The sequence below is a fragment of the Nocardioides sp. NBC_00163 genome (assembly GCF_045206295.1).
In the GTDB taxonomy this organism is placed as follows: Bacteria; Actinomycetota; Actinomycetes; order Propionibacteriales; family Nocardioidaceae; genus Nocardioides.
Map to the genome: position 1 here is coordinate 3,015,829 of NZ_CP108155.1, position 14,977 is coordinate 3,030,805.

The window sequence follows — 14,977 nt, forward strand, 5'->3', positions numbered from 1 at the left end:
CTAGAACATATCGATGATTGTCGATATAGGACTCTGCATCTCATATCGACAACTGTCAATGTTTTAGGGCGGCCGACCGTGGAGGCGAGGCGGATGCGATCCCACGAACCGCATGCCCGAGGGAATGCCGGGCAATCGGGTCGGTGATGCGGACGGCGTTCAGCAGCAGCGCCCCGGGCATGGTGACGACGCAGTGGCGCACGGTCGTGACGGCAGCACGGTCGCGCCGGTCCCACAGCGCTTCGGCGAGCTCGACGAGGAGCGCGCCGAGCTCCTTCTGGAGTCCGAGGAGCTGCGTACGTCCCTCCTCGTCGAGCTCCGAGGTCAGCAGATCGTCCGCGGTGGCGGCCAGCAGGAGCCGGGCCCCGTCCTCGTTGTCCTTCGCGTACGCCGCGGGAGCGAGCGCCGCCGCGACCAGTGCCGCGGTGGCGTCGCCCTCGCGCATCGCCTCAGCCACCTGGTCGCGCTGGAACGTGAGGAAGCGGCCGGCCTCCTCGGCCCAGACCCGGGCCAGGAGGCCGTCGCGCGACCCGAACGCGTGGTAGACCGCTCCGTTGGAGGCACCCGACGCCGAGCTCAGCGCTCGGATCGTCAGGCCGTCGACGCCTCGCCCGATCCAGAGATCCCGGGCATGCGCGAGAAGGTCGTCGAGGTCGTACTGCCGCGGACGTCCCATGACGGGGTCAGGCAGGGTCGTCGTTGCCGGCGCCGAGCGCCTTCACGACGTCAGCGAACATCCGGGCCTTGATCGTGCCGAGGGTGGCTCGGTCCTTGCCCGCCAGGTCGCGTACGAAGCCTGCGGCCGTCTCGAGCAGCTTCTCCGACGAGGCGGCGGCGTCGACGATGCCGGCGGCCGTGGCGTCACCTCCGCCGTAGCGGCGCCCGGTCGCCATCGCGTCGAGCGCCGTGCGCGGGGTCAGCTTGCTGGTGACGAGGGCATTCATCCCCACGGTGAAGGGGATGTGGATGTCGACCTCGGGGAAGCAGAAGTAGCCGCGGTCCTCACGCATCACGCGGTAGTCGTGCGCCATCGCCAGCATCGCGCCCGCACCGAACGCGTGCCCGTTGACCGCGGCGACCGTCGGAACCGGCAACGTGAGGATCCGCGCGAAGAGGTCCTCGACTCGGGCGACGTACGTGTCGTGCTGGTCGAGGTTCTGCCCCAGCCACTCCAGGTCGAGCCCGTTCGAGTAGAACTTGCCGCCGCCGATCGTGACGAGCACCGCCGGCTCGGTCGTCGACTCGATCTGGTCGAGGGCTGAGCCGACTGCCTCGAGCCAGTCGGGCGAGAAGCGGTTCTCGTCGCCCCCGAGGTCGAGTGTCCATACCGGTCCGTCACTGGAGATGGTGACCACGCTATTGCTCCTTCAAGTCATGACCCGCGTCGGCGCCGGGCCCGGGTGTAGACCACCGAGAGTAACAGAGCGCTGCTCTAAAAATGGCGTATCGGTGGCGCAGGTCACCCGATCTCGTGGGAGAGGCTGGTGGAGAGTTCTAGGTGTGCGTGGGCCTGCTCCTGCAACGTACGAGCCTTGGTCTCGAAGGTCTCCACGGCGTCGGCACCGGCCGCGAAGCGCAGCGGAGGCTCGTCGAGAGCCGCCAGACGGACGAGCGCGTCGGCGAGCTTCACGGGATCGCCGCTCTGCTTGCCGTCCATGCCTCGCCAGGCTTCCACGGTCGCGGCCGAGCGGTCGGCGTAGTCCGAGATGGATGGCGCGGCGTAGTGGGTGGACTGCGGGGTGAGCAGCTCGGTGCGGAAGAAGCCGGGCTCGACGAGCATGGTCCGGATCCCGAACGGAGCGATCTCCGGACCGAGCGCCTCCATGAACCCCTCGACACCGAACTTCGAGGCGGCGTACGCGGTGAGGAAGTCGCCCGCCGGCGCGATGCCTGCGGTGGAGGAGATCGTCATCACCAGGCCGTCTCGCTGCAGGCGGAGCTGAGGCAGGGTGGCTCGGATGAGGTTGATCGGGCCGAACAAGGTGGTCTCGATCTGGGAGCGGAACGCATCGGGCGTCATCTCCTCGAAGAAGCCGGCCTGGAAGCTGCCGGCGTTGTTGACCAGTACGTCGAGGCGGCCGAACCGCTCGACCACCTCCTGGACGGCGGCCTCGGCCGCTGCCGGGTCGGTGACGTCGAGGGCGACGGGCAGCAGATCGTCGTGCTCGCCCAACGCCTCGGTGACGCTCTTCGGGTTCCGTGCGGTGGCGACCACCGCGTGCCCGGCGGCCAGGGCCGCGCGGGTGATGTCGACGCCCAGGCCTCGGCCCGCACCCGTCACGAGCCAGACGTTCTTCTTGTTCTTCCCTGTCATGCGCTTTCCCTCTCGTTCGTCGGCTCCCTGCTGGGCGCCACCTATCACTGAACCAGCGCGGAAGGGTCGCAAGAAGGCCCGCTCGGAAGGGTCACCGGCAGTGACCCTCTCCCGGGCTCGCAGGCTCCTACAGTGGAGGCATGACCTCCGACGTGCCCAGTCGCCGGGATGCGGCGCGAGCCGAGATCCGGGAGTTCCTGAGCACGCGTCGTGCTCGGATCACCCCTGATCAGGCGGGTCTTCCGAGCTACGGAGGCGAGCGGCGGCGAGTGCCCGGCCTACGCCGCGAGGAGGCCGCGCTCCTCGTCGGCGTCTCGCCGCAGTACTACATCCGGCTGGAGCGCGGCGACGCCACCGGGGTCTCCGAGAGCGTCGTCGACGGCATCGCCCAGGCGCTCGAGCTCGACACGGCCGAGCGTGCGCATCTCATGGACCTGATCCGCACCGCGGGCGGTCCGGCGCAGATCGCCAGGCGCCGCCGGTCCCCCGCGCCCCGGAGCGTACGCCCGACGATCGAGCGATTGGTGGACGCCCTGAACGGCGTGCCGGCCATGGTGCTCAACGGGCACCTCGACGTGCTGGCCGTCAACTCGCTGGGGCGAGCGGTGTTCTCTCCGTGGTACGGCTCCGGCGAGCCGGTGAACACCGCCCGGATGGTCTTCCTCGAGGACTCCGCCGGCACCTTCTTCCGCGAGTGGGAGAAGGCCGCTGACGACACCGTCGCCCTGCTTCGCGCGGAGGCCGGCCGCAATCCCTACGACCGCGAGCTCTCCGATCTGGTGGGCGAGCTCAGCACCCGCAGCGAAGAGTTCCGAGTGCGATGGGCAGCGCATGACGTACGCATCCATACGACCGGGGTGAAGAAGCTGCACCATCCCGTGGTCGGCGATCTCGACCTGCCCTTCGAGTCACTCTCTGTGGATCCGGGCAGCAGCACCAACCTGGTGACGTACGTGCCCGAACCCGGCTCGTCGACCGAAGCAGCTCTCGCGGTCCTCGCCGCGAACTAGGGTGAGGGACATGAGCATCCCGGTCGCGTTGCCCGATCTCGCCTCGACCCTCGAGCGGTTCGGCAGCGGTTTCCTGCTGACCACCGCGGGCGAGCGGATCAAGGTCGTGGTCGTGGATCCGGTCGTCGAGGGCTCGACGCTGCGGATCTCGGATCCCGGCGGCGGCACCCGTGCGAACCTGGCCACCAATCCGGTGCTCACCCTGACGTACGCCCCGCTCACGCCGCGCGACCATGCGCTGATCGTCGACGGCACCGGCCGCGTCGAGGGATCCGATGTCCTGGTGACGCCGACCGGCGCCGTGCTGCACCGGCCGGCTTCGCACGCGTCCGGACCCGTGCCCGAGGACGGTTGCGGGCAGGACTGCCGGCCGGTCGACTCGCCGCGTCCGTAGGCTCGACCCATGGAGACCTCGCCCACCGTGCTCGTCACCGGCGCGACCGGCTTCATCGGTCGGCGGCTGGTCGCGGAGCTGACCCGAAGCGGCACCACGGTGCGTGCGATGACCCGGCGGCCGGACGACTACGACGGCCCCGGCGAACCGGTGGGTGCTGACGTCAACGACCCGGCCACCCTGGCGCCCGCGCTCGACGGGGTCGACGTGGCGATCTATCTTGTGCACTCGCTCGACCACGACGACTTCGAGGAGCGCGACGCCCGGGCCGCACGGTCCTTCGGGGCCGCCGCAGCTCGGGCCGGCCTGCGCCAGATCGTCTACCTCGGCGGCCTCGGCGACGATGACGGGGACCTCTCTCCCCACCTGCGCTCTCGCCGCGAGGTCGAGGCCCTGCTCGGTGAGGCCGGCGTCCCGGTCACGGTGCTGCGGGCCGCGATCGTCGTCGGCCACGGCGGCGTCTCCTGGGAGCTGACCCGGCAGCTGGTCAAGAACCTCCCCGCCATGGTCGTGCCGAGGTGGACCGCCACGCGGACCCAGCCCATCGCCGTCGACGACGTGATCCGCTACCTCGCGGGCGTCATCGACAACGAGGACGCGGTCGGCGAGATCTTCGAGATCGGGGGTCCCGAGGCGATGACGTACCTCGACATGCTGACCGTCGCCTCCGAGGTGGCCACGGGCCGAACGATCCCCGTGGTCCCGGTGCCGGTGCTCACACCGCGACTGTCGTCGTACTGGCTGGCGCTGGTGACCGATGTCGACCTGACCACGGGGCGCAACCTGATCGACTCGATGACCACCGAGGTGGTCGCGCAGGACCGGCGCATCCTCGAGGTCGTGCCCGGCGAGCCGCTGCCCTATCGCGAGGCCGTGCGACGTGCCCTGGCCGAGCGGCTGGCTGAGGGCAAGGGCGTCTGAGACCTCAGCCGAAGAGCAGCGGCAGCGCCAGCAGCATCGACAGCGACCACGCACAGTGGGTGAGGATCGGCGCGAGTACGCCACCGGACGCACGCCGCTCGAGGCCGACCACGACCCCGAGCAGGATCGCGGCGAAGGCCAGCATCACGTTGCCGGTCGCGAGCGTCGCGATCACATAGGCCACCGACGTCCAGGCGACCGGATGGCGAGGTAGGGCGGCGTAGACGGCGCCGCGGAAGAACAGCTCCTCCGCCACCCCGTTGACGGCCGTCACCACGACCAGGATCGGGAGCGAGCCCTCGTCGGCGAAGTCGAGCACCGAGCGCACCTGCCGGTCCAGCCACGGGATCTCGCGCACGACGAGACCGCCGATCACGAAGACCCCGGCCAGACCGAGGCCGAGCAGGATCGGTGGCAGAACCGGGCGTACGAGCCGCCGTCGCTCCTCCCCCTCCTGCCGGCGCCAGGCGCCGATCCGTCCCAGGTGCAGCGGCCCGGACGCGAAGGCGCCGACGGCCCAGACTCCGGCCAGGGCGAAGGCCGCCGGATAGAACCAGACGCTGCCCGGCTCGATGCGGAGCGATACTCCGAGCACCAACGCACCGAGCACCACGAATCCGATCGTGACCAACTGTCGGCGCCGCAGGCCGGCGTCGCTCTGACGGTGATCGCGCGGCACGACGTCCCACAAGGACCTGCGCACCCAGCTGCGCACGGCACTCCCCTCGCTCCGGTGCTGCGTTCCCGTCCAACGTACGTCAGATGATCGCGACGGCGTTCGCCGGTGAGCCGGTCGCACCGGTGACGTTGAGCGGCTTGACGCTGAGGAAGGCCTCCCACCGCTGCAGCGCGTCCATGCGACGTGCCAACGGCCCGAGCCGCCACAGCTCACCGAGCGGCATGCCGAGCTTGGCCAGGAACTCCTGGTGCATCATGCCGCGGTCGTTCGGCGCCGACCGGACGAAGGGCGATCCGGGCACGGCCGGCAGGCACTCGACCGCGAAGGTGTCCGCCGCGAGCAGGGCGAGACCGGAGTCCCAGGCCCAGTCGAGGACCTCCTCGCTCTGTTCGATGCCGGTGGCGCGGCCGAGGGCCTGCTGAGCCAGCTTCTGCTCGGCGGTGAGCTCGAGGAACCACTCGCACCACCCGGTGTGGAGCATGACGATGTCACCGGCACGCAGCTCGATCGCCTGCGCGGTGAGAGCCTGGTCGATGTAGTCGTACGGGATCGGCTGGCCGGCCTCGTGGTCGAGAGTCTCGTCGCGCCGGGCGAGGAGGCCTGCGATGTCCACCAGGACTCCCCTGCTGACGATGGGGCGGTCGGCCCAGACCTGGATGCCGATCTCCTCGGTCCCCGGGATGATCAGCTCGTCGGCGGTCTCGCCGTAGAACCCGACATCGTCGGCGCGCCGGTGACGCAGCCCGTCGACCTGGGTCGAGGACTGGAGGTAGTAGCCGTCGAGATAATCGGCGCGGTGAGCCGGGCCGTTGCCGTAGATGACGTGCTCGGCCGGCTTCTCGGTCCTGGACATCCCGGGCATGAACGCGTTGATCGGGTAGTCCAGCCCGAAGGTCTCGCCCAGCTGGACGAGACCGGCCGCGGCCACCACGCTCTGCTCGTCCGCGAACGACGGTGTGCCTCGCCACGGGTCCTCGAAGAGCTCCCAGGAAGTGCCTCGCAGCGATCCGGGCCGGTCGTGGAGCTCGGCCCTGCTCGGGCGGTCATGCGTCGTCATGGTGGTGTCCGTTCGTCTCTCTCAGACCGGCTGGATGCCGTGCCCCCACGCGGCTCGCCTCAGTATCTCGCGCTTCGCCGTGCCCTAGAGTCAATTTTCGATGCCCGACAACTGGCTGAACGAGACCCGCGAGTCGTACGACACCGATGCCGCCGGCTATGCCGAGAAGGTACGCGGCCTGCTGGACGATCGTCCGTACCTGCGTGCCGGACTGGCGGTGTTCGCCGAGACCGTGCGTGACGGCGGGCCGGTGGCCGATGTCGGCTGTGGCCCGGGGTACGTCACCCGGCATCTGCACGACCTCGGCGTCGACGCGTTCGGGATCGACCTCTCCCCCGAGATGATCGCCATCGCCCGGCAGGACCATCCCGATCTCGGGTTCGAGGTCGGGTCGATGACCGATCTGCCGCTGGCGGACCGATCTCTCGGCGGCGTACTCGCCTTCTGGTCGGTCATCCACATCCCCGACGCGGCGGTGCCCGGAGTGTTCGAGGAGTTCCGGCGGGTGCTGCGGCCCGGCGGCCCGGTGCTGGTCGGGTTCCACGTCGGCGACGAGACTCAGCGTTCGACCACCGGCTACACCGGGCGCGCGATCAGCGTCGACACCCATCGCCGTACGCCCGAGCAGATCTCCCAGTGGCTGCGCGAGGCCGGGTTCAGCATCGAGGCCGAGCTCCTCATGCGGCCCGACGACGAGGTCCCGGGCGCGATCGTCTTCGCCCGGAAACCTCTCCCCGACTGATCAGGAACGAAGAAGCGTACGGAGCGCCTGCCTCCTTAGGCTCGTCTCAACAGACCAGCTAGGAAGGAAAGACCGATGGCGAAGAGCAGCACGTTCACCGAGGAAGAGAAGGCCGCCATGAAGGAGGCCGCCGCCGAGCGCCGGACGGCCGCCAAGCGTGGGACCGGCAGCAAGAAGGCCGAGGCCGACCTCGCGGACTGCCTTGAGAAGATCGAGGCCATGGACGACAACGACCGCGCGATCGGCGAGACGCTCCACCGGATCGTCACCACGCACGCGGCCGACCTCGCCCCCAAGACCTGGTACGGCATGCCCGCCTACGCCAACTCCGACGGCAAGGTCGTGGTCTTCTACAAGTCCGCCGGAAAGTTCAAGATGCGCTACGCCGAGGTCGGCTTCCAGGAGTGGGCGAAGCTCGACGACGGCGACATCTGGCCGACCGTCTTCGCCGTGACCTCGATGACGCCGGCCGTCGAGGAGAAGCTCACCGAACTGGTGAAGCGGGCGGTCCGCTAGCCGGCGTGATGCTCGCGGTAGCGCTGGTAGAGCCGCTCCAGGAACCCGTCGAGCTCGGCGGCCATCTCCTCGTCCAACATGGGAAAGGAGAAGGTCGCCTTGCCCGTACGCCGCTTGCGGAACGCCTCCGAAGAGCCCTCGAGCGCTTCCGGCCAGGTGTCGACGGCGATCGCGTAGAGGCTCACCTTCTGCGCGCTCCGCTTGACCGCGGCGAAGTAGTCATGGGCACCCGAACCCGGCCAGCGCAGCGACGGCATCCCGTAGATCGTCGCGTCCTCGAGCTCGTTGCGGTAACGCTCGAGTAGCGCCCAGATCCGGTCTTCGACAGCATCGAGGTCGGCCATTGAGGGAGCGTACCGAACGCGTGGCGCTGATCCGAGACGCTCAGCGGCGACGGAAGAGCCGGAACCGACGGCGTCGCCGAACATCGTCGCCTGCCGCGTCGCGCGGCTTCCTGCCTCGAGCCGCGCGCCGGTCGGCCCCATGCGGCCACCGTGGCGTCGGGGTCGCGAGGCGGTCGAGGTCCGTGCCCTCCAGGAGGCGCCGGCGAGCTGAACGGCCCGGTCAACTGCGATGCCAGTCGCCCAGCTTGGCCGGGTTGAGCACGATCCACAGCGTCGCGATCTCGTACCCGGTCGTCGCCGCGCCGATGACCGCGACAGCGCGAGAGCCCTCGCGCAGGACCAGCCCGGCGCGGCCGTTGACGGACTCGACGGCCAGGTCGACACCGGTCTGCCCGCACAGCGTCGTGACCAAGCGGGCGACCTCCGCCTGACCGTGCAGAGGCTCGTCAGGTCCGGGTACGAGTCCGCCGGCGTCGCAGGTGCCGACGACCTCGACGCCCAGGACGGCGGTGAGTGCGGTGACGTCTCCCCGGCCACAGGCGTCGGCGAACCGGCGGACGACCAGGGCGTGTCGATCGAGCGGACCCCAGGATGTGCGCACATCGTGCCCCGTTCTTTCGCGGTCGCAGGTGTGTCCATCGGCGACTCAGCCTGCGGCGGACACGCCCTTGTTCTTCTCGGGGTTGACCAGCCAGAGCACCTGATCGATGCCTTCGGCGGTGGCGTCGACGGTGACCAGGCCGTACGCGGAGCCGTCGCGGACGAGTACGGCGGACGCCTGTCCGTTCGTCGTCGTCCAGCGCACCTCGACGCCGTCCCAGAACCAGGTGGAGATCGCCTTGAGGAACTTCGCGACCCGCTCCGCGCCGACGAGCGGCGTACGGGCGATACCCGTCCGGCCGTTGCCGTCGGACAGGCTGGTCACATCCGGTGTGAAGAGCCGCTCCAACGCGGTCAGGTCGCCGGCGCGGGCAGCGGTGAGGAACGTGGTCAGCAGCTCCTGCTGCTCTTCCGCGGCCACCGGCGCCCGCCGCTCGCTGGCGATGTGCTTGCGCGCCCGGCTGACCAGCTGACGTACGGCTGGTTCGGTCGAGGACAGGATGTCCGCGATCTGCGCGTAGGAGTATTCGAAGGCTTCTCGCAGGACGTAGGCGGCGCGTTCGCTCGGGGTGAGCTTCTCCATCAGCAGCAGGGAGGCGAACTGCAGAGCCTCGGCCCGCTCGGCACCCAGGTACGGGTCCGCCCCGGTGTCAACCGGTTCGGGCAGCCACGGCCCGATGTAGGTCTCGCGCCGTTTCCACGCCGACTGGAGGACGTTGATGGCCAGCCGGGTGGTGGTGGTCGCCAAGAACGCCTCCGGGTTGGCCACCGTGGACCGGTCGTACGCCTGCCAGCGCAGCCACACGTCCTGCACCAGGTCCTCGGCCTCGGTGACGCTGCTGAGCATGCGATACGCGATCCCGAACAGGCGCGGCCGCACCTGGGTGAAGACAGCCGTGGCTGCCTCGAGATCCTCCGCGTCACCGAGATCGCGCACCTCGGAGTCAGTCATCCAACGCCCCCACCGTCGTCTCTCGATCGCCGTCCGGCACCAGCCAAACTCTAGAGGCTCTCAGCGTGCCGCCGCCCGACGATCGTGATCGGTCGTGATCACTTCGCCGGCGGCGGGTTCAGCGGCAGCCAGTCGGCGAACCGGGTGGCAGACAGCTGCGCGTCGGGACCCGGCAGGAGCATGTCCTTGTCCAGCAGGGCACCGAAGTAGCGCGCCTCCGGGTCGGTGACGACCTCGCGGGCGTCACCGCGGTAGCTCAGCCCGGTGCGGATCAGTTCGTCGAGACCGAACTGCTCGGGACCCGCCACCTCGACAGTGCCGTTCAGCGGCGTGCCCACGGAGACCCGGCCAACCGCGGCAGCCACGTCATCGCCTGCGATGGGCTGGATCCGCGCATCCGACAGGCGGACCGTGTTTCCCTCGGTAGCCGCTTGGGCGATGCTGCCCACGAACTCGAAGAACTGCGTGGCGTGCACGATCGAGTACGGCCGTCCGGACTCCTTGATCAGCCTCTCCTGCTCGATCTTCGCGCGGAAGTAGCCGCTTTCGGCGAGACGCTCGGTGCCGACGACCGACAAGGCCACGTGGTGTCCGACCCCAGCCTCCTCCTCGGCGGCAAGGAGGTTTCCGGTGGACGTACGGAAGAAGTCCAGCACGGCATCGTCGGCGAACGAGGGCGAGTTCGAGACGTCTACCAGGACCTCAGCGCCCTCCAGCACCTCGGCCAGCCCTTCACCGGTCAGGGTGTTCACGCCCGAGTCGGGTGACGCGGGCACCGCTTCGTGGCCGTGCTCGGCCAGCTTCCGGACGAGTTTCGAGCCGATCAGGCCAGTTCCGCCGATCACGACGATCTTCATGGTGTTCCTTCCATCTCGCGTCCCGGGCCGATCCGGAACGTCGCTCATCAGTCAGGACCGGACAGGCCTGCGGTTTGTGACAGAAGGTCCGACGGCGGATGCGATCGGCCGTCCACTTTCGGTCCTCGTCACAAACCGAGGGGCGGTCCGGTCCTGGCTGGAGACACCCGACCTGACGAACCGAGGTACCTCATGGACACCCATGGCGCCCACGCCATCGACACGATCGACGATCTCCGCCGCCACCTGCAGTGGGCGATCGAGCTCGAGCACGCGACGATTCCTCCCTACCTGTGCGCGCTCTACTCCCTGGACCCGGCCCGCAACCCCGAGGCCGCCCAGGTCGTGGGCACGGTCCTTGCCGAGGAGATGATCCATCTGGCGCTGGCCGCGAACCTGCTCAACGCCGTCGGCGGCTCTCCCAAGCTGGACGCGCCGGAGCTGCTCCCGGCGTACCCCCATCCGCTGCCCCACGGCGACCGGTCCGTCCACGTCCATCTCGTCCCGTTCGGCCCCGAGGCGCTCGAGCTGTTCCTACGCATCGAGCAGCCGGCGTCCGTCGACGCGCCTCCGCAGGGTGACGAGTATCAGACGATCGGGCAGTTCTACGCCGCCATCGACGCCGGCCTGCGCGCCCTGTGCGACCAGCTGGGCGAGGAGAACGTGTTCAGCGGCGATCCGGCCCGGCAGATCGGCGAGTTCCACCTCAGGGGTGGCGGCGGCGGGGTGCTGCCGGTCGTCGACCTGAAGTCCGCGTCGGCCGCGCTGGCGGAGATCGTCGAGCAGGGCGAAGGGGCAGCGCGTACGAACGTGTGGGACGGCGATCGCGACGTCTTCCACCCGGACCGGGACGAGGTCGCGCACTACTACAGGTTCCAGGAGCTCCGCCTGGGCCGCCGCTACCAGACCGGGGACACGCCACAGTCCGGACCGACCGGCAAGGAGATCGCGATCGACTTCGACGGTGTCCTGCCGATGCGGCCCAACCCGCGTACGGCCGATTACCCGGAAGGCAGCCCCATCCGCGTCGCCCAAGAGGAGTTCAACCAGACCTACAGCCTGGTTCTGTACCTGCTCGAACAGGCCTTCAACGGCGCTACCAGCCAGATGCAGGACGCTGTCGGCGCCATGTTCGGGCTCCGCAAGCAGGCGATGGCGCTGATGAAGATGCCGACCGGCGACGGGAGGACCACCGCCGGCCCGTCCTTCGAGTACGTACCACCCGAGCAACGGAACTGAAGCGCGGCTCTGGCGAGTCCTCCTCGCCCGAGTCAGTGGGCCATATCGACGAAGCGGCTGTAGTGACCCTGGAAGGCGACGACGAGGTCGCGGGTGGGGCCGTTACGGTGCTTGGCGATGATCACGTCGGCCTCGCCGGGGCGGGTCGACTCCTTCTCGTAGACGTCGTCGCGATGGAGGAGGACGACCATGTCGGCGTCCTGCTCCAGCGATCCTGACTCACGGAGGTCAGAGACCGCCGGGCGCTTGTCGGCGCGCTGCTCGGAACCACGGTTGAGCTGGGACAACGCGATGATCGGGACCTCGAGCTCCTTGGCCAGCAGCTTGATCTGACGGGAGAACTCCGAGACCTCGAGCTGACGGGACTCGACCTTCTTGCCGGAGCTCATCAGCTGGAGGTAGTCGATGACGATGAGCCGGAGATCGTGGCGTTGCTTGAGCCTTCGGGCCTTGCTCCGGATCTCCATCATCGTCATGTTGGGGCTGTCGTCGATGAACATCGGCGCGCTGGAGACCTCACCCATCTTGCGGGCCAGCTTGTTCCAGTCGTCGTCGGACATGTTGCCGTTGCGGATGTGGTTGAGCGGCACCTTGGCCTCGGCCGAGAGGAGACGCATGGTGATCTCGGAGCGGCTCATCTCCAGGCTGAAGAAGACGCTGGTCAGGTTGTTGTGGATCGAGGCCGCGCGACAGAAGTCCAAGGCAAGGGTTGACTTGCCCATAGCCGGACGAGCCGCGACGATGATCATCTGGCCGCCGTGGAAGCCGTTGGTGAGCTCGTCGAAGTCGGCGAACCCGGTGGGGACGCCGTAGAGGCCGGCCTCGCGGTTGGAGATCGCCTCGATCTCGTCGAGGACGCCGTCCATGATGTCGGCGAGCGGGGAGTAGTCCTCGCCGGAGCGCTTGTCGGTGAGCTTGAAGACCTCGGCCTGGGCCTCGTCGACGATGTTGTCGACCTCGCCCTCGCCGGCGTAGCCGATCTGCACGATCTTGGTGCCGGCCTCGACCAGGCGGCGCAGGACCGACTTCTCGCGGACGATCTCGCCGTAGTAACCGGCGTTGGCGGCGATCGGGACGTTGGAGGCGAGCGTGTGCAGGTAAGGGGCGCCACCGATGCGCTCCAGCTCAGCCTTGCGGCGCAGCTCGTCGGCGACGGTGACCATGTCGGCGGGCTCGCCGCGACCGTAGAGGTCGATGATCGCGTCGTAGATGGTCTCGTGCGTCGGCCGGTAGAAGTCGGTGCCGCGCAGCGTCTCGGAGACGTCGGCGATGGCGTCCTTAGAGATCAGCATCGAACCGAGGACGGCCTGCTCGGCAGCCATGTCCTGCGGTGGCGTGCGGTCGTTGACCGCGCGCGGGGCGTTGCCCGGTTCGTACGCCGCAGGGCCGTCGCCCCACTCCTCGAACGGCGGCTCCGGGAAGTCACCCGGACCGCCCATCGAGCCGGTCTCAGTGACGCTCATTCCCTTGCCCCTCCGTGGTCTGCGGTTCGTCGCGGCGTGATCTCGGTCGATTCGGTCCCACGCTAGAGGTGGGCACCGACAGTTCTGCTTGCGCAGTCCTGGGCCGACCCTCGACGACACCTCAAGTCTCTGCGACCTTACGTCGCATCCCACATCGGCGACAGCAGGTTATCCACAGGCCCTGGGGATAACCGGGGGATAGCGGTGGACGACACCCTGGTCAATGTGAACAGCCTGGGGAACTGCCTGTGCATAACTAGGGTCACCTGATTGGTAAAGCACCTCTGACCTGGGACTTTGTTGTCCATAGGTTGTGGACGAAAGAAAGTCGGCAGCCCATCGGGATTCATCGCCGAGATCGTCGTACCCCCTTGGGCGTTTTGTCGACATAGCGCCGCAACGACGTTTTCCACAGGTTTTCCACCTGCCCTGAACAACACCCCGCGCCGACGGTGTTTAACCTTGAGACCGTGACGAGCCGGGCGGATGCGAAGAGCTACTCGAAGACCGACCGCCGAGGCCTCGACAAGGAGATCTGGCGGCTCGCGATCCCCGCCTTTCTGGCCCTCGTCGCCGAGCCGCTCTTCCTGCTGGCGGACTCCGCGATCGTCGGCCACCTCGGCACCCGCGAGCTCGCCGGCCTCGGTGTCGCGGGCGTCGTGCTCCAGACGATCGTCGGGCTCTGCGTCTTCCTCGCGTACGGCACCACAGCATCGGTCGCCCGCCGCATCGGCGCCGGCGACACCGCTGGCGCGCTCCGGCAGGGCATCGACGGGATCTGGCTCGCAGTCATCATCGGGGTCGTCGTCACGATCCCGGTGATGGTGCTGGCCGAGCCGCTCAGCCGGGCGGTCGGAGCGGGCGACGAGGTGGTCGGCCCGGCGACCACCTACCTCCGGATCGCCGTCCTCGGCGTGACACCGCTGTTGATGATGCTCGCGGCCACCGGCGTGCTCCGTGGGCTGCAGGACACCAAGACCCCGCTGGTCGCGGCGGTCGTGGCCAACGTACTCAACATCGTGCTCAACCTCGCCCTCGTCTACGGCGCCGGGCTCGGCATCGCCGGCTCGGCGATCGGCTCGGTGATCGCGCAGGTCCTGGCGGCCGGGATGCTGACGTACGTCGTGGTGCGAGCCGCCCGCGGCCAAGGCGTGCCGCTGCGCCCGGATGCGCCCGGGATCCGGGCCTCCGCGCGGGCCGGGGTGGCCCTCGTGGTCCGAACGCTGACGCTGCGCATGGCGCTGCTGGTCACGACGTACGCCGTCACCCACCTCGCCGTCGGCGACCAGGCCGTCGCCCTGGCGACCCACCAGATCGCCTTCACGCTGTGGACGTTCCTGGCGTTCGTGCTCGATGCGATCGCGATCGCCGCACAGGCGCTGACCGGGCGGTCGCTGGGGGCCGGCGACACCCGGGAGACCCGGGCCATCACGGCCCGGATGGTGTGGTGGGGCGTCGTGATCGGGGTCACGGCCGGCGTACTCCTGGCTGCTCTCTCCCCGTTCCTCGGCGCCCTCTTCACCCAGGACCAGGCGGTGCGGGAGCTGTTGGTGCCGGTGGTGATCGTGGCGGCGATCGCGCAGCCGATCGCGGGTGTCGTCTTCGTGCTCGACGGGGTGCTCATCGGTGCCGGCGACGGGCGCTATCTGGCCTGGGGCGGGGTCTGGACCCTCGTCGCCTATGTCCCGCTCGTCGCGCTGGCGGTCGCCCTCGGCGGTGGGCTGGTGTGGGTGTGGATCACCTTCGCGGTCGGCTTCATGGGCGCCCGCTTCGTGGTGCTGACGCTCCGTGCGCGCAGCGACCGCTGGCTGGTCACCGGCGCCTGAGCCCGGTCTCCAGGCATCGGTCCCACATACTCACTTGTGCCCAGCCCGGGCGCACGCCATGGT

The 14,977-nt window shown here is 69.0% G+C and carries 17 protein-coding genes; 7 read left to right on the forward strand and 10 right to left on the reverse strand.

Annotated features, from left to right (window positions below; all coding sequences use genetic code 11):
- Nucleotides 1-55 precede the first annotated feature (55 nt).
- From OG801_RS14555 to OG801_RS14565, 3 genes are all read right to left on the reverse strand, one after another.
- The gene (locus tag OG801_RS14555; RefSeq protein ID WP_406036231.1) at nucleotides 56-676 is read right to left on the reverse strand and encodes a TetR/AcrR family transcriptional regulator; all 621 of its coding nucleotides are present in this window, start codon (nucleotides 674-676) and stop codon (nucleotides 56-58) included.
- A gap of 7 nt (nucleotides 677-683) precedes the next feature.
- Entirely contained in the window at nucleotides 684-1,355 is a 672-nt protein-coding gene (locus OG801_RS14560) for an enoyl-CoA hydratase-related protein (protein ID WP_406036232.1), read from the reverse strand.
- Between the two features lie 104 nt (nucleotides 1,356-1,459).
- Nucleotides 1,460-2,314, reverse strand: a complete 855-nt coding sequence (locus tag OG801_RS14565) for an SDR family oxidoreductase (RefSeq protein ID WP_406036233.1) — start codon at nucleotides 2,312-2,314, stop codon at nucleotides 1,460-1,462.
- Nucleotides 2,315-2,454: 140 nt separating this feature from the next.
- Here OG801_RS14565 and OG801_RS14570 point away from each other — a divergent pair, with 140 nt between their 5' ends.
- From OG801_RS14570 to OG801_RS14580, 3 genes are read left to right on the forward strand one after another with little or no spacing between them, the layout of a single operon-like run.
- Nucleotides 2,455-3,324 carry a helix-turn-helix transcriptional regulator gene (locus OG801_RS14570; RefSeq protein ID WP_406036234.1) on the forward strand — a complete coding sequence of 290 codons (870 nt, stop codon included), beginning with the start codon at nucleotides 2,455-2,457 and terminating at the stop codon, nucleotides 3,322-3,324.
- A gap of 10 nt (nucleotides 3,325-3,334) precedes the next feature.
- Entirely contained in the window at nucleotides 3,335-3,718 is a 384-nt protein-coding gene (locus OG801_RS14575; RefSeq protein ID WP_406036235.1) for a pyridoxamine 5'-phosphate oxidase, read from the forward strand.
- A 9-nt stretch (nucleotides 3,719-3,727) separates the two neighbouring features.
- Nucleotides 3,728-4,639: an NAD(P)H-binding protein gene (locus tag OG801_RS14580; RefSeq protein ID WP_406036236.1), complete on the forward strand. Its 912-nt coding sequence runs from the start codon at nucleotides 3,728-3,730 to the stop codon at nucleotides 4,637-4,639.
- Between the two features lie 4 nt (nucleotides 4,640-4,643).
- Here OG801_RS14580 and OG801_RS14585 read toward each other — a convergent pair whose 3' ends face one another.
- Together OG801_RS14585 and OG801_RS14590 are read right to left on the reverse strand one after the other, a co-directional pair.
- Nucleotides 4,644-5,354 carry a CPBP family intramembrane glutamic endopeptidase gene (locus OG801_RS14585; protein ID WP_406036237.1) on the reverse strand — a complete coding sequence of 237 codons (711 nt, stop codon included), beginning with the start codon at nucleotides 5,352-5,354 and terminating at the stop codon, nucleotides 4,644-4,646.
- Between the two features lie 43 nt (nucleotides 5,355-5,397).
- Nucleotides 5,398-6,375, reverse strand: a complete 978-nt coding sequence (locus tag OG801_RS14590; protein ID WP_406036238.1) for a cyclase family protein — start codon at nucleotides 6,373-6,375, stop codon at nucleotides 5,398-5,400.
- A gap of 100 nt (nucleotides 6,376-6,475) precedes the next feature.
- Here OG801_RS14590 and OG801_RS14595 point away from each other — a divergent pair, with 100 nt between their 5' ends.
- Both OG801_RS14595 and OG801_RS14600 read left to right on the forward strand, forming a co-directional pair.
- Nucleotides 6,476-7,117 (forward strand): class I SAM-dependent methyltransferase, encoded by a 642-nt coding sequence (locus OG801_RS14595; RefSeq protein WP_406036239.1) that lies wholly within the window; start codon nucleotides 6,476-6,478, stop codon nucleotides 7,115-7,117.
- 75 nt (nucleotides 7,118-7,192) lie between these two features.
- Complete coding sequence (locus OG801_RS14600; RefSeq protein WP_406036240.1) at nucleotides 7,193-7,633, forward strand: iron chaperone; 441 nt, start codon at nucleotides 7,193-7,195, stop codon at nucleotides 7,631-7,633.
- Here the strand turns inward: OG801_RS14600 and OG801_RS14605 are convergent.
- From OG801_RS14605 to OG801_RS14620, 4 genes are all read right to left on the reverse strand, one after another.
- Nucleotides 7,630-7,977: a hypothetical protein gene (locus OG801_RS14605; protein ID WP_406036241.1), complete on the reverse strand. Its 348-nt coding sequence runs from the start codon at nucleotides 7,975-7,977 to the stop codon at nucleotides 7,630-7,632. The genes OG801_RS14600 and OG801_RS14605 overlap by 4 nt on opposite strands.
- Before the next feature lie 220 nt (nucleotides 7,978-8,197).
- Nucleotides 8,198-8,578 (reverse strand): hypothetical protein, encoded by a 381-nt coding sequence (locus OG801_RS14610; protein WP_406036242.1) that lies wholly within the window; start codon nucleotides 8,576-8,578, stop codon nucleotides 8,198-8,200.
- 45 nt (nucleotides 8,579-8,623) lie between these two features.
- The gene (locus OG801_RS14615) at nucleotides 8,624-9,529 is read right to left on the reverse strand and encodes an RNA polymerase sigma-70 factor (protein ID WP_406036243.1); all 906 of its coding nucleotides are present in this window, start codon (nucleotides 9,527-9,529) and stop codon (nucleotides 8,624-8,626) included.
- A 98-nt stretch (nucleotides 9,530-9,627) separates the two neighbouring features.
- Nucleotides 9,628-10,386, reverse strand: a complete 759-nt coding sequence (locus OG801_RS14620; protein ID WP_406036244.1) for an SDR family oxidoreductase — start codon at nucleotides 10,384-10,386, stop codon at nucleotides 9,628-9,630.
- Nucleotides 10,387-10,578: 192 nt separating this feature from the next.
- On the opposite strand from OG801_RS14620, the gene OG801_RS14625 reads away from it, so the two are divergent.
- Nucleotides 10,579-11,625 (forward strand): ferritin-like protein, encoded by a 1,047-nt coding sequence (locus tag OG801_RS14625; RefSeq protein WP_406036245.1) that lies wholly within the window; start codon nucleotides 10,579-10,581, stop codon nucleotides 11,623-11,625.
- 32 nt (nucleotides 11,626-11,657) lie between these two features.
- Here OG801_RS14625 and dnaB read toward each other — a convergent pair whose 3' ends face one another.
- A complete protein-coding gene (gene dnaB / locus OG801_RS14630) occupies nucleotides 11,658-12,947 on the reverse strand; it encodes a replicative DNA helicase (RefSeq protein WP_406029233.1) in 1,290 nt (429 codons plus the stop codon).
- A 611-nt stretch (nucleotides 12,948-13,558) separates the two neighbouring features.
- Between dnaB and OG801_RS14635 the strand changes: the two genes are divergently transcribed.
- Entirely contained in the window at nucleotides 13,559-14,914 is a 1,356-nt protein-coding gene (locus OG801_RS14635; protein WP_406036246.1) for an MATE family efflux transporter, read from the forward strand.
- Nucleotides 14,915-14,977 lie beyond the last annotated feature (63 nt).

What these genes read in the sequence shown, in the direction of transcription:
- OG801_RS14620 (WP_406036244.1), bottom strand. Translation starts at nt 10,386, where the DNA reads ATGAAGATCGTCGTGATCGGCGGAACTGGCCTGATCGGCTCGAAACTC.
- OG801_RS14565 (WP_406036233.1), bottom strand. Translation starts at nt 2,314, where the DNA reads ATGACAGGGAAGAACAAGAAGAACGTCTGGCTCGTGACGGGTGCGGGC.
- OG801_RS14595 (WP_406036239.1), top strand. Translation starts at nt 6,476, where the DNA reads ATGCCCGACAACTGGCTGAACGAGACCCGCGAGTCGTACGACACCGAT.
- OG801_RS14555 (WP_406036231.1), bottom strand. Translation starts at nt 676, where the DNA reads ATGGGACGTCCGCGGCAGTACGACCTCGACGACCTTCTCGCGCATGCC.
- OG801_RS14615 (WP_406036243.1), bottom strand. Translation starts at nt 9,529, where the DNA reads ATGACTGACTCCGAGGTGCGCGATCTCGGTGACGCGGAGGATCTCGAG.
- OG801_RS14575 (WP_406036235.1), top strand. Translation starts at nt 3,335, where the DNA reads ATGAGCATCCCGGTCGCGTTGCCCGATCTCGCCTCGACCCTCGAGCGG.
- dnaB (WP_406029233.1), bottom strand. Translation starts at nt 12,947, where the DNA reads ATGGCTGCCGAGCAGGCCGTCCTCGGTTCGATGCTGATCTCTAAGGAC.
- OG801_RS14625 (WP_406036245.1), top strand. Translation starts at nt 10,579, where the DNA reads ATGGACACCCATGGCGCCCACGCCATCGACACGATCGACGATCTCCGC.
- OG801_RS14580 (WP_406036236.1), top strand. Translation starts at nt 3,728, where the DNA reads ATGGAGACCTCGCCCACCGTGCTCGTCACCGGCGCGACCGGCTTCATC.
- OG801_RS14600 (WP_406036240.1), top strand. Translation starts at nt 7,193, where the DNA reads ATGGCGAAGAGCAGCACGTTCACCGAGGAAGAGAAGGCCGCCATGAAG.
- OG801_RS14590 (WP_406036238.1), bottom strand. Translation starts at nt 6,375, where the DNA reads ATGACGACGCATGACCGCCCGAGCAGGGCCGAGCTCCACGACCGGCCC.
- OG801_RS14605 (WP_406036241.1), bottom strand. Translation starts at nt 7,977, where the DNA reads ATGGCCGACCTCGATGCTGTCGAAGACCGGATCTGGGCGCTACTCGAG.
- OG801_RS14570 (WP_406036234.1), top strand. Translation starts at nt 2,455, where the DNA reads ATGACCTCCGACGTGCCCAGTCGCCGGGATGCGGCGCGAGCCGAGATC.